This is a genomic window from Candidatus Lokiarchaeum ossiferum (assembly GCA_025839675.1).
GTDB lineage: Archaea > Asgardarchaeota > Lokiarchaeia > Sigyniarchaeales > Promethearchaeaceae > Lokiarchaeum > Lokiarchaeum ossiferum.
Genome location: CP104013.1, coordinates 3,103,826 through 3,116,668, shown reverse-complemented (window position 1 = coordinate 3,116,668; position 12,843 = coordinate 3,103,826). Strand labels below are relative to the sequence as shown.

Annotated in this window: 11 protein-coding genes and 1 rRNA gene; 8 read left to right on the top strand and 4 right to left on the bottom strand. The window is 36.0% G+C overall.

Going from position 1 to position 12,843, the window contains the following annotated elements:
- Positions 1-10: 10 nt before the first annotated feature.
- Positions 11-1,279, bottom strand: a complete 1,269-nt coding sequence (prf1, locus tag NEF87_RS13170; RefSeq protein ID WP_457916176.1) for a peptide chain release factor aRF-1 — start codon at positions 1,277-1,279, stop codon at positions 11-13.
- A gap of 178 nt (positions 1,280-1,457) precedes the next feature.
- On the opposite strand from prf1, the gene NEF87_RS13165 reads away from it, so the two are divergent.
- Together NEF87_RS13165 and NEF87_RS13160 are read left to right on the top strand one after the other, a co-directional pair.
- Complete coding sequence (locus NEF87_RS13165) at positions 1,458-2,231, top strand: phosphopantothenate/pantothenate synthetase (protein WP_457916175.1); 774 nt, start codon at positions 1,458-1,460, stop codon at positions 2,229-2,231.
- 53 nt (positions 2,232-2,284) lie between these two features.
- Positions 2,285-3,028 carry a GNAT family N-acetyltransferase gene (locus tag NEF87_RS13160; RefSeq protein ID WP_457916174.1) on the top strand — a complete coding sequence of 248 codons (744 nt, stop codon included), beginning with the start codon at positions 2,285-2,287 and terminating at the stop codon, positions 3,026-3,028.
- Between the two features lie 42 nt (positions 3,029-3,070).
- Here NEF87_RS13160 and NEF87_RS13155 read toward each other — a convergent pair whose 3' ends face one another.
- Both NEF87_RS13155 and NEF87_RS13150 read right to left on the bottom strand, forming a co-directional pair.
- Entirely contained in the window at positions 3,071-4,414 is a 1,344-nt protein-coding gene (locus tag NEF87_RS13155; protein WP_457916173.1) for a hypothetical protein, read from the bottom strand.
- A gap of 294 nt (positions 4,415-4,708) precedes the next feature.
- On the bottom strand, positions 4,709-4,924 hold the full coding sequence (locus NEF87_RS13150) for a hypothetical protein (protein ID WP_371804315.1): 216 nt from the start codon (positions 4,922-4,924) through the stop codon (positions 4,709-4,711).
- Between the two features lie 303 nt (positions 4,925-5,227).
- Here NEF87_RS13150 and NEF87_RS13145 point away from each other — a divergent pair.
- The 6 genes from NEF87_RS13145 (at position 5,228) to NEF87_RS13120 (ending at position 12,321) form a co-directional block, all read left to right on the top strand.
- Positions 5,228-8,412: ribosomal RNA gene (locus NEF87_RS13145) — 23S ribosomal RNA — on the top strand.
- Positions 8,413-8,601: 189 nt separating this feature from the next.
- Positions 8,602-8,865 carry a hypothetical protein gene (locus NEF87_RS13140; RefSeq protein ID WP_457916172.1) on the top strand — a complete coding sequence of 88 codons (264 nt, stop codon included), beginning with the start codon at positions 8,602-8,604 and terminating at the stop codon, positions 8,863-8,865.
- A 707-nt stretch (positions 8,866-9,572) separates the two neighbouring features.
- The gene (locus tag NEF87_RS13135) at positions 9,573-10,790 is read left to right on the top strand and encodes a proteasome-activating nucleotidase (RefSeq protein ID WP_371801905.1); all 1,218 of its coding nucleotides are present in this window, start codon (positions 9,573-9,575) and stop codon (positions 10,788-10,790) included.
- A 71-nt stretch (positions 10,791-10,861) separates the two neighbouring features.
- A complete protein-coding gene (locus NEF87_RS13130) occupies positions 10,862-11,368 on the top strand; it encodes a PUA domain-containing protein (protein ID WP_457916171.1) in 507 nt (168 codons plus the stop codon).
- Between the two features lie 31 nt (positions 11,369-11,399).
- The gene (locus NEF87_RS13125; RefSeq protein WP_457916170.1) at positions 11,400-11,963 is read left to right on the top strand and encodes an NAC domain-containing protein; all 564 of its coding nucleotides are present in this window, start codon (positions 11,400-11,402) and stop codon (positions 11,961-11,963) included.
- Between the two features lie 49 nt (positions 11,964-12,012).
- A complete protein-coding gene (locus tag NEF87_RS13120) occupies positions 12,013-12,321 on the top strand; it encodes a hypothetical protein (RefSeq protein WP_371801902.1) in 309 nt (102 codons plus the stop codon).
- Between the two features lie 42 nt (positions 12,322-12,363).
- On the opposite strand, the gene NEF87_RS13115 is transcribed toward NEF87_RS13120, so the two are convergent.
- Positions 12,364-12,681, bottom strand: coding sequence for a hypothetical protein (locus NEF87_RS13115; protein ID WP_371801901.1), 318 nt, complete (start codon positions 12,679-12,681; stop codon positions 12,364-12,366).
- Positions 12,682-12,843: the final 162 nt, after the last annotated feature.

Here is a 12,843-nt window from a genome sequence, read left to right as displayed (position 1 = left end):
TAGAAAAAAATTACATTACAAAGCGCAATAATGCAGCTATTCCTCCAAATGTTTGAAATAATGTAGTACCTTCTTCAGTATCAGTTGACATCATCATAATTTTGGTTCCTTGTTCTTCAGCAATTGCACCAAGATCTTCAATTAAATCTACCTCACTGGAAACTGAATTCTGATTTGATTGACATGATGGACATTGACTGATTCGAATTTGTTCATAAAAGGAATCTACCTCACTAGGATCTATTGTAACCAAATTTTCTTGGCCACATTGGGTGCAACTCACAGTCAATCTTGTTTTATTCAATTTTTCTGACATAAGAAGAACATCTATGGCTCCTGCGATCAATGCTTTGCGTACTTCCACTTCTCCATAGGTGACTTTACCTGTATCTTTAACAATTTCCTTCATAAATTGATTGAAGATTTTTTTTTCTTTAATATACTGGAGATCTTGTAACTTATCTTGAATTTTAATTACTGTTTCTCTAATTCCTGCTTCTCCTGAATAGCTTACATCAACAAATCCGAGAACTTTGTCTTTCAAACGGTAATCCAGATCCCCCTTATTGACAAATTTTTCCTTACTCATTCCAGCTCCAGAAACATAAATTCCTTCAAGATCTTCTATATCAACAAACACAGAATTGACAAATTCCGAAACGTGTTTATAGAAAGCTTGAGCGCCCTCTTCAATTAATCGTTCTAACCTGCGTTGAGATTGTCCTCCTGCTTTATGTTTACTATGAACTCCGGATGTGAAAGTTTTCGAAATTACTAGTTTTGAACCACTGATATAACCAACTGCAGCTTCCTTATTTTCAATATTTACAATTCCATAAGTCCCCTTCTCTCGGATCATATCGAGTAAAGGATCTATTAAGAATTCCGAAGAACAATAATATTTAAAAGTTGTTAGAGGTTCGGTGGGCTCTATCATATATAATTCGCTCTGTTCTGTCCCAGGTTTTCCATCTTCAGGAATCTGACCAGAATACATTGCTAATCCATTGGGTGGAAAGGATTTTATAAGTCGCAATCTGCCCATTAAAGCACTGATACTATCCATTACATTTTTTCTATTCCCTTTTGATTTAATATTAGAACTTTCACTAACTTCGTTCTTCAAATAACTCATCACATCGTGAACTTTTCGGGAAGGTGGGATTAATAGCGAGATTAGTCCAGTATGAAATCCTTTTTTATTTTTCAGGATATCTAAATTTTTTTTTAAAACATATCGTTTATAGGAATCATCTTCTTTTTTTGATTTTGTGGACATAATAAACTCTCGTTGATTTTTTTATAATAAAATGAGTTGTGCAAATTTTTTCAACTTTATGTTTTTAAATTGTAGTTTTAATTAATTTCAAATCCGAAATTTTCTTTTAACAATTATCTGTTTATAAAAATTTAATTCTTAACTTGCAATGAAAAAGTTAATTTTAGGTGGATAAATGATGTCCAATAATAAAAACAATCCAACGATACCCGAGGATCATCCTAGAGCACAAAGTCTCCATTATCGCCATGTACTAGTTGACGGTATGGAAAAAAAGATAGTCACTCCTTCCGGATTATGTGCACATGGTAGGGGGGAGGCTTACGATTATATTCTTGGGGAAACTACCACAGACGCTGCAGAAAACGCAATGGAAGCAGCAGTTGCAATGATATTGTCTGCTAAACATCCAGTAATCAGTGTAAATGGGAATGTTGCCGCACTTATTCCTAAAGAAATTGTTGATTTTTCAAATGAAACTGGATCTTTACTAGAAATTAACTTATTTTATCAAGCCCCTGGTCGTTTAAATGCTATTGAGCAAATTTTGCGAGATAATGGTGCTGATAAAATATTGGGTTTAAATGAAAAAGTATCTGTTAAATTAAACAATCTTTCTTCCAATCGGCGAATTGTGGATCCGGATGGGATTTTTTCTGCAGATGTCGTTCTGATCCCACTTGAAGATGGAGATCGTGCTGAAGCTTTGATCGAGAGTGGAAAGAAAGTCATCGCTATTGATTTGAATCCTTTAAGTAGAACTGCCCAAAAATCTCATATTACAATTGTTGATAATTTAATTCGATGCATTCCTAAAATGGTAAATATCGCACGTTCAATGAAAAAAATGAAAGCTGAAAAAATTAAAGGTATAAAAAATAACTTTAATCAGAAGAAAAATCTTGATCAATCACTGATTCATATGATCCAATATTTACAATCCAAAATTTAGCATCCCGATTGACAACAAACCTCAAATAAAATAAATAAAATGGTAATAAAACTATGTCTGCAGTGAATAATACGAAGTTCTCTTTGAGACCATGTACTTCTGATGATATTTCCTTAGTTATGGATGTGAATGAAACAACTCTTCCTGAAAATTATCCTTTATTCTTCTATGAACAAATTCTCGAACGGTATCCAGATTCTTTCCAACTTGCTTATCTGGAAGATGATCCAAAGAAAATAATTGGCTATATTATGTGGAGAATTGAACGTGGTCCTTCCTCATTTGGATTGGATTATGTAAAAAAAGCCCATCTTGTATCTTTGGCTGTTTTATCTGAATTTCGCCGGATTGGTGTTGCGAATGCCTTACTTGAAAGAAGCATGGAAATTGTTACAAAATATAATATTTCAGAGTATGTCTTAGAAGTTAGAGTGTCCAATGCTGGGGCGATATTTCTTTACGAGAAGCTTCATAGATTCGAACGAATCAGAATTATTGGTCATTATTATCGAGATGGAGAAGATGCATTTTACATGGCTTCAAAATATGATTTAAACGGCAGTTATTCTTTTGGTTCAACTGGAATGACCGATAATGAAATCATTAACTATTATAAAGAAAAAAATCAAGGCTATTTGTGTTTTCGTTGCGAAAAGTGTGATTCGTTGTTTTTAAAAGGTTTGGGATTCTCATTTCCAGGTAGCGTTAGTCCAAATGATTCTACTACATTAAAATGTGCTCAATGTGAAAATTCTTTTAAAATATATGAGATATCTCAAGGAACCTACGATGTATAGAAATAACAAAAAGAAAAGTACTTTTTTCCTACAATTTAGTATTTAAGATCTAATAGGACATCCACATTTTGGACATTTGACAGTTCCTGGTTTAGCATAAGAAGAACACACTGGGCACACGACTACTTGTGATTTGGTTGATTCTCTTCTCTTTTCTCTTCTCAATCGCAATTCTGCTACTGTTATTTTTTTTTGTGGTTCAGGTTTTATCAAGCTATCATCTTTATTTTCTATTGTTGGATTGAATTCAACATCACGATTTGACGGCACAGGTCGTGGTCCAAATAACCCCATTTTAGTTTTTAAGGGTTTTCTTTTTGTTTCGTGATTGCTAGTTTGTCTTCCGATAGAACTCGGTATTTTGATCGGTTTTGGTTTTTGAATTGATTCAGGTTTCCAACTTTCCTCAATTTCCTCCGGTTCTAAAGTTTTTTCTTTCGTATTTTCTCCAATTTCATTGAGAAATTCTACTCCATTCACTCGATATACTGTTTTTTCATCCAATCTAATTAAACTGCCACAACTAGGACAGCGAAATATATTTTTCATTCCGATATTATAATTCCATGAATACAAAGCAGAACAACATTCATGTAAAGCTATTCCGCATGAAGGACATGTTTTCAAGAGATCACTCGAATTATTGCAATACTGGCATAATCCATCTTCACACAAATTGCATTTTAACTTCAATCGTTGATGGATTGGAGGTTGATTTAATTCCAAGGAAAGATCCATGTAATACAATTTATGTTGATCTGAAATAGATTGACCTCCTTCAGATCTTAAATCTGGAAGAATTTTATTATGAACTAAACCTGCAAGTGCTTCTTTTAAGTTTTTTGCTGAATTAATATAAAATAAACCACCATTTGTAAGTGTTGTAATTATTCGTAATTTAACATCATCAGAATATAATCTTTCATCTCCAATTCTTATAATATCGATGAAAGTTGGAAATGTACGAACAGTTTCGACTAAGTTCATCAATGCATCCATATATTGAGTATTTTTTTCGCTTGGTAAATCTGAAAAAACTATTATCCTAAAAGTGATTGCTTGAGCTAAAAATGAAGAAGCAATGCCACTTAAACAAAAGAAAAGTCCATTTTCAAAGTAATTTGAAGTATTAGATCTTTCATCATATGCAATTTCAATTGCTTGTTTGACACTTTTTGATGAAATTAATCCATCTTGAATAACAGGTTCTCCACCCTCTTTAAAGTAAAAAATGCTAAAATCATGATGAGGATTTGATTCAAATTTAGCAATTACAAACGAATTGATGTTTTTGAGTAAATTTTTCTTTGATATAACTTTACTGGATAAATCTAAATAAATTATTATTTTTTCTCTTATTATTTTGGTACTAAATGGATTTTTCATGGAATGTCACTTTAGCTATATTTGAACTTATTTTTTTGGTAGTTCAAGGATTCATATCTGAGTATTGTTTGATAATCTTCTTTAAAAAAAATCTAATAAATTGCACATTTTTTTTTATCATTCCATGACTTTAATACATTCAATAATTACAAGTTTCGATTTAATATTATTACGAGCAAATGTTTAAATCTAATGTTTCGGGAATCAAAGTTAGCTGCATTTAATATAAACTTTACTTCAGAAGCGACATTAACTTTAAATATTAGAGACCTCTTATTATCTTAGATTTAGTTATCAAACTCGATCTAATCTCAAAAGCATATCAAAAGTGCGACGATGTTTTGACCGACAACAAGCCAAAAACATCGATCTCGTGTTGATATGGGAACGTTGAGGCATCGGTCTGATTATTGGTTCTGTTACAGAACACCACTCAGTTTGATTGGAATAGTCGGAATATCCGGGCGAATCTCCGTTCAGCATGCGTTTACGCATGAACATTGGTCCCATGGCAAAGTCTTATTCGTTTTGTAACATCTGATCAGGTTAAAGTGATCCAATGTTCGTGTTAAATTTGTACACTTCTACTTTTTGAACTACAATTAGCATTCAATTCGGATAACATGTTGTACCGACACATATATGCAAAGTAACTAGATCGTGAAATGCATATTAAGTCAAAAACAATTAATTATTGTATTAAAATTCCAGGTTATCAAAAGTCTCCCAACGATTTTGATAACCTACGAAGTAGTATGAAGACCGTTCGAGACAATTCGTCTCAGATAAGTAATCAGGGTTCGTTCCTGATTAAGGTCCATACGCCAACGCTGTATAGTGGATGTCTCGGCTTGGTATCTGATGAAGGGCGTGACAAGCTGCGATAAGCCCCGGGTAGGTGCAAGTAACCTTTGATCCGGGGATGCCCCAATGTGACATCATATATTAAGTAATGTTAATATACTCCCGTCAGGGAGAGGGAACGTGCTGAAGCGAAGCATCATAATAAGCGCAGGAAAAGAAAGCAATAGCGATTCCGTGAGTAACAGCGAGCGAAAACGGAATAGGTCAAACCGAATCCGCACGGGAAACTGTGTGGAGATGTGGAGTACGGACTCGTGTCGAGCCTCCTTGGAGAAGTTGAACCTTTCTGGAATGTTAGACCGTAGAGGGTGACAGTCCCGTAAACGTAATCCAAGTGGCTTATGGCGAGTATCCTGAGTAGCGCGGGATAGTTTTTCCGTGCAAATGTACCTGATACTAACAGGTAAACCTAAACATAACCCAAGACCGATAGCGTATTAGTACCGTGAGGGAAAGATGAAAAGCACCCAGGAATGGTTGTGAAAAGTGCCTGAAACTATACAGTTAAGACTGAAGCGGTCTGAAAGAGATAATGCTCTTCGAAGTCGCCTTGTGTGAACTTGGAGACGAGTGGAGCGGATCAGGATTGCTTCTTTATTCTAGAAACATTAGCCAGGGAGCTTATGTTAGTGGCGAGATTAAGGGGATCATCCCCGAAGTCGCAGGGAAACCAATACACCCGCAAGCCTATTATTACACTTAGTTGTGGTTTTACCGGTGCGCCGGTGGAATTCAACTTTGAAGAGATAGGTCCAGGGGTGCGGTGTGAAAGCGCCTATAGTCACTGATGTAATGCCCGAAGTCGGACGATCTAGGCCTGGTCAGGGCGAAGTGCTTCGAAAGGAGCATGGAGGTCCGATATCGTTCTGACGTGCAATTCGTTGAGTTGAACTGGGTCTAGGCGGAAAAGCCAAATCTAGTCCGAGGATGGCTGGTTCCCCTCGAAGCTGCTCAAAGGCAGGCCTCATACGAGAATGATTGTGGTGTAGAGCACTAATTCGCTTGGTACGGAGAGTAAAATCTTCGCCGGCCTCTTAAACTCCGAAGCTGCAATCTTTGTTGACTATGGGAGACGGCTTACCCGCGGTAAGCGTGGGTGGCGAGAGAGAAACAACTCAGACCTCGGTTAAGGTCCCTAAGTGTAGACTAAGTGTTAAACCGAATGGCGTCAATTTTCTAAGACAGCAAAAAGGTAGGCTCAGAAACAGCCACCCTATAATGAGTACGTAACAGTTCATTTGCTAAGAAAATTGGCCCAGAAAATGGACGGGGCTCAAGTCTACCACCGATACCGAGGGGCATACGCAGTAGTGTGTATGATCCGGTAGAGGGGCGTGGGGTTCGAGATAAAGTAGGGCTGTAAAGTCCTATGAATCGTTCTCCAGTGCAGATCCTGGCAGTAGTAATGTTTTAGATACGTGAAAATCGTATCCGCCGAAAGGTCAACGGTTTCTTGGCAATACGTCGTTAGCCAAGAGTTAGTCGTTCCTAGGCTCATTCTTAACCGTCTTGAGCGAAAGGGAAACAGATTTATATTTCTGCATTTGGAAGGTAGGTATTCGGTGACGAACGACTGATTTGTGACGGAAGAAGATGTTTCAGGCAGGACTGTCGTTCCTGTTTAAATGTATACATCTGGGGTGTGCCTTTGCGGCGAGAACCAGATTAAAGCATGAATAGCCACCTTATTGTGGGAGGTCTGAGGCGACTCTTATTCCCACTGAAAAGCAAATCAGTAACGAACTTTCAAGACGTACCCAGAACCGACACAGGTGTACCTAAGGTGAGAAGCCTAAGGCGTGTGGAAATACAGATTGTTAGGGAAATCGGCAAAATGGAGCGGAACCTTCGGAAGAACGCTTGCTTGGAATCTTTGCTTAGGCGAGGGATTCTAAGTTGCAATAACTAAGTACCACCCGACTGTTAAATACAAACATAGCTTTCTGCAAGACCGAAAGGTTAGTATAGAAAGTGAATCCTGCCCAGTGCAAGTCAGTCAATACCCGGTTCAACGGGAATAGGCTCTTGTAAACGGCGGGAGTAACTATAACTCTCTTAAGGTAGCCAAATGCCTTGTCGTATAAGTAACGACGTGCATGAACGGATCAACGCGGTGGTAACTGTCCCAACATTCTACTCCGTGAACCTACAGGACGGCGAACGGTCCGTCACACACCGTTGGGAAGAGAAGACCCCATGGAGTTTTACTGCAGCTTGTTCTTGACATACTCTTTTACATGCAGAGTGTAGCTGGGAGCGTAGATATTGTGCTTTCGGGTGCAATGGAGCAATAATGGAACACCAGCCTTGTAAAGGGGCATGTCTAACTCGGAAGACGCTTCCGAGGACACGTGCAGGTGGGCAGTTTCGGTGGGGCGCCAGACCTTGGAAAAGATATCCAAGGTACCCTAAGGTCAACTCAAACGGGACAGAAATCCGTTGAAGAGTGGAAAGGCAAAAGTTGGCCTGATGGGACCCTCGACAGCAAGGGGTCCCGAGACGAAAGTCTGGCTTAACGATCCTTTACAATCTTTTAGTAGGTGGTAAAGGTGATAGAAAAATTACCCTGGGGGTAACAGAGTTGTCGCAGGCAAGAGTTCATATCGACCCTGCGGCTTGCTTCCTCGATGTCGGCTCTTCCTATCCTGGACATGCAGCAATGTCCAAGGGTGGGGCTGTACGCCCATTAAAAGGGAACGTGAGCTGGGTTTAGACCGTCGTGAGACAGGTCGGATTCTATCTAACGGTGTTGTTGGGAATTTGAGAGCAGCGTGCGTCCAGTACGAGAGGAACAACGCGCGGTCGCCTCTGGTGAGGGGTTGTTCGACAGAGCATGCCCCACAGCTACGCGGCAAATCATAAATGCTGAAAGCATCTAAGCATGAAGGATGCCTCGAAACTAGATTCCCATTCTTAACTATTTTAATAATTAACTGGCCGGTAAGAGAACCTCTGCGTTGCCGCGTGGAGTAGTATTGCCGGCAAAGGATTATGGGCGGGGGCTGGTGACAGCAACCGCATGATTAAGACGAGCTCACCCGTAAAAGACGGGGTAGGTGAGTCAGGCGGTGTAAACACGAAGCTTTTGCGACGTGCGTAGCCGGCCGATCTCAATAGAGCGAGTGTTTGGACTGGAAAAGGAACATATGGACCCTGGCTTTGAATCAGCCAAGGAACCGGATTTCATACAGAGCTAATACAATTGGTACAACAGGACTTTGCCATGGGCTGATTTTACTACTTTTGATATTGGTTCATATATTTTTATTGATAAAAAATATAGAAATTTAAAATTAAAATTTTGAAAAATAATTGATCTAAAAATGCGTAAAGTTAGAATAATATGTCCGGTTTGTTCTAAATCCCGGAGAATCACTCTTTCAGATGATATTTTTAATTTTGATGCAGGTTCCTTGCTTAAATTCCCTATCAAAAGTGGAACTGTATGTTCCCATCAATTTATTATTATAATGGACTATAATTTCTCAATTCGTGATTATGAAATAATCACTACTGAACAAGAATTAACTCAATTTCATAGACTCGAAAAAAAGAATATTTCGTTGTATGAATTTATTTCTTATTAGAATGTGATTAGAAGATTATATTTCTAACGTAGTAATCCATTCTTAATTAATTTGGAATATAAATTCTTATCTTCTTTAAATCAATAATAAGGATTTCCTCTATTAATCCAAACATTCTTCAATTCTAATCTTATATATACTTCTTATATAAAAGGTGCGACCTCATTATTTGTTCAACTATAAATAACTTCTTGCATGATTTTGCAATTGCAGTTTCCATCAATTTGCCTTTTGATCTTAAAATGAAAATACTATCTTCTGGCCATAAATCTAGTAAGGTAACAATCATACTGATAATGTAAAATGTTGCAACTCAACTGTTCGAAGGTTGTTTTCATCACGGAAAAGAAGAGAACAAGTTAATTTAATAAAAAATTGTTTTAATTGTTCTTCATTAAAAAGAATTTCAAGTGGAACTTCCCACAATCTTTTTTTATGCGTTTATTTCTGAGATAGCCTTTTTTCTCACGTAAATCTAATTTTTACATAAATTTTAAAGCTCAAGAAAAATCCCTCTAGTTCATCAAAAATAATTCAACTAACAAATAGTAAAAAGATTTTAAACAAAAGATATAATTCTTTTTTATTCCAAGAAGATTGAGATTTTTTCCAAAAGAAATTATATAAACTCAGATTATCTTAGACATATTAGGAACAACAAAAAAAATGCATGAGAAAAGTGAAAAATTCCAATAGAGTTGAAAAGGATGGCTATTGAAAAGGATAAAGATTCAAACATACCAATTGAGAAAGAAAAAGATTCGAATTACCTCATAACTTATACGAGACACTTGGAACGACGTTTAAGAAATTTGGAATCCACCAAGTCAAAATTAGAGCGAGAACTTCTATCAAGTCAAAGAGATTTGGCAAATTTAAGGCAAGAATTAGATCGACTACGTCAACCTCCTTTGATTTCTGCAAATTTAACTGATTTACTTCCTGATAAGCGTGCAGTTGTAAAATCAAGTTCAGGACCTTCTTTTATTGTTAATATTGCTCGCAAAGTAGATTTTGAGACTTTGAAAGTAAACGATCGTGTTGCATTAAATCAAAGAACTTTTTCAGTAATGGAACGTCTGCCAAGTGTAGTTGATCCTATGGTGCAAGTAATGGAAATTGAAGAAAAACCATCAGAATACACTTATGATGATATTGGTGGATTAGAAGATCAATTGCAAGAAGTTCGAGAAACGGTGGAGCTTCCTTTATTAAAACCAGAAATATTCAAAAAAGTTGGAGTCTCCCCTCCAAAAGGAATTTTATTGTTTGGAAGTCCTGGAACTGGAAAAACAATGATCGCAAAAGCAGTAGCAAATGCAACTAATGCGACTTTCATCAGAATTATTGGTAGTGAATTAGTTCAAAAATTTATCGGAGAAGGTGCTCGAATGGTACGTGAGTTGTTTGATATGGCTCGCCAGAAAACACCAGCCATAATTTTCATTGATGAACTTGATGCGATTGGTTCAAAAAGACTACAAGTTGCAACCTCTGGTGATAGAGAAGTTCAAAGAACCTTAATGCAACTTCTTAGCGAACTTGATGGTTTTAATAATAGGGGTGATGTTCGTATAATTGGTGCTACTAATCGTCCAGATATATTGGATCCTGCTTTATTGAGACCAGGTAGATTTGATCGATTGATCGAGTTTCCTCCTCCCAATGAAGACGCTAGACTCCAAATCTTTCATATCCACACTAGAAATATGAATATTGAGAAAAAAGCTCAGAATTTCAAACAATTTTTATCTGCTACTGAGGGGGCAACTGGTGCGGAAATTAAAGCAATTGTAATGGAAGCTGGAATGTTTGCAATCCGTAGGGAATCTGACACAATTCTTGTGACCGATTTCAAAAAAGCAATAACAAAAGTTGTTAAAGGATCAAAAAAGACTCATGATAGATTTACTCTATATGCATAAATTTTTTTTATTTCTTTAATTGATTTTATTGTACTTCTGACATTTATGCTTTCGTCGGCGGTGAAACTAATATGAAGATGCAATCTTTATCTAAAGCTCAATTATTTCATGTTTTACATCAAATTTTCAGCTACCAATTCAGTGAAAATATTGCTGATTTATTTTTAGAACCTTTTGAAGATATGGTCATCAAGTTTTCTAGAAGAACTGGTAAAGTGAAGCAAATATTCTATCAAGGAGAATTACAATCTACTTATAGATCTCCTTTCGGAACTTTTTCACTCACACTTTATGCAGCTCTTAGAATTTTAAAAAAAATTCCAAATCCAAATAACCGAATCCAAGTACAACATGATGTAGCAGATTTTATTAGACAAGGTAAATCTGTCTTCTCTCAGCATGTTGAATTGCTTGATAAAAATCTTAAAATTGGTGATGAAGTCTTTGTAGTTGACGAATCGGATGAACTACTAGCGATTGGTAAATTGAATGCTCCGGTGAATTTGATTCTTTCAAGTAATAGTGGATGCGCTGTTAAAGTACGAAAAGGTGTTAATTCAATAAAACTTAAGAATTAATTTTTTTTATAAATAATCTAAATATAACAGAATGATAGCAATGGGAAAATTACCAAAATCAATGCAGCAAAAGAAAAGAAGGAGTAAATCTCTAAGATCTCAAGGCAATGCCGCAATGAATCAAAGAGCAACGTCTACAAAAGGATTGAATCGCCAACAAAGACGAAGGATGCAACAACAAGGACAAGCAATGGAAAACATGGAACAAATAGATGCAAAACGTGTGATTATCCAAAGTGCTGATGGAAACGATTTAATCATTGAAGAACCTCAAATTATTAAAGTAGTTCAAGAAGGAATGGAAGTATATCAAGTAATAGGAAGTGCTAAGGAAAGTTCAGCGGGGAATTATGCTTACGAATCAAATTCTGAGCAGGATATCTCTGCTTCTGGTGTCGAAGATGCCGAAATACTAGATGAAAATTTTATTGAGAATAGTGAGAATGTCGAAGAAACCCTATCTGTTGAGATTACTGAAGAAGATATTAAATTGGTCGCCATGCAAACGGGAGTATCTGATAAAGTGGCAAAAAAAGCTCTGAAGGATGCGAATGGGGATTTAGCACGTGCGATAATTGATCTAAAAACCCGTTAATTGTTCCAAAATTTTTTTAATTCTGCATATATTTTAAAACATGAAAAATATGTCGATAATAGCACAGAAAAAAGAATCTCAAAAACAAGGTTCTGAAGTAATTTTTACATATATGGGATTGACCTTCATAGTTATTGATATTATTGCGACCCTCTTATTCTTTATAATGAAATGGGCTTTTACTTCAACTTTTATGGTTCCAATTATGTATTATTTACTGCTAGCCGGCTTGTGTTTAGGAATGAAAAGTTATATAAGTGAACATAAAAATAATCTCGGATTGTTTAACAATTGGTATTTCGGTTTGATTTTTATTGGATTACTAACCAGCGCAATAATGGGCGCTTATATGTGGTAAGTTTTTTTTTTCACCTTTTCAAACAAATAACGAGATAATTCCTCATAACAATTGAGAATTTTCAATTTTTTCAATTCTATTTTCAATAATACAAATGAAATCTTTATTTGGAGTTCCTCGCGCTATATGTTTTGCAAAATTGAATTGTTCCAAGGCTTCCCGATGATATCCTAATTGTTCTAATAAAAATCCTTTTTCAGAAATTGTTTTGGCCAATCCTAATTTATTTGATAATTTTGATTTCATTTCAATTATTTTATCATATAAGATTAGCAATTGTTGGTAATTTCCTTGTATTTTATTAATTTGAATTGCTTGTTCTAATTTATAAAGATTTACTAAATCATTCATAGACGCCATATTATAAGAATCTCAATATTTGAATTATAAACCTAATATTATCTAGATATTATTCAATTGACTTTTCACTCATAGGCTAATTGAGAAATTTCCTCTTAAATACCTTTCAAACATGACTAAATTTAATAATGCAACAATTATAATCTAATATTAGAATGAATA

What these genes read in the sequence shown, in the direction of transcription:
- prf1 (WP_457916176.1), bottom strand. Translation starts at nt 1,279, where the DNA reads ATGTCCACAAAATCAAAAAAAGAAGATGATTCCTATAAACGATATGTT.
- NEF87_RS13165 (WP_457916175.1), top strand. Translation starts at nt 1,458, where the DNA reads ATGTCCAATAATAAAAACAATCCAACGATACCCGAGGATCATCCTAGA.
- NEF87_RS13160 (WP_457916174.1), top strand. Translation starts at nt 2,285, where the DNA reads ATGTCTGCAGTGAATAATACGAAGTTCTCTTTGAGACCATGTACTTCT.
- NEF87_RS13155 (WP_457916173.1), bottom strand. Translation starts at nt 4,414, where the DNA reads ATGAAAAATCCATTTAGTACCAAAATAATAAGAGAAAAAATAATAATT.
- NEF87_RS13150 (WP_371804315.1), bottom strand. Translation starts at nt 4,924, where the DNA reads ATGGGACCAATGTTCATGCGTAAACGCATGCTGAACGGAGATTCGCCC.
- NEF87_RS13140 (WP_457916172.1), top strand. Translation starts at nt 8,602, where the DNA reads ATGCGTAAAGTTAGAATAATATGTCCGGTTTGTTCTAAATCCCGGAGA.
- NEF87_RS13135 (WP_371801905.1), top strand. Translation starts at nt 9,573, where the DNA reads ATGGCTATTGAAAAGGATAAAGATTCAAACATACCAATTGAGAAAGAA.
- NEF87_RS13130 (WP_457916171.1), top strand. Translation starts at nt 10,862, where the DNA reads ATGAAGATGCAATCTTTATCTAAAGCTCAATTATTTCATGTTTTACAT.
- NEF87_RS13125 (WP_457916170.1), top strand. Translation starts at nt 11,400, where the DNA reads ATGATAGCAATGGGAAAATTACCAAAATCAATGCAGCAAAAGAAAAGA.
- NEF87_RS13120 (WP_371801902.1), top strand. Translation starts at nt 12,013, where the DNA reads ATGTCGATAATAGCACAGAAAAAAGAATCTCAAAAACAAGGTTCTGAA.
- NEF87_RS13115 (WP_371801901.1), bottom strand. Translation starts at nt 12,681, where the DNA reads ATGGCGTCTATGAATGATTTAGTAAATCTTTATAAATTAGAACAAGCA.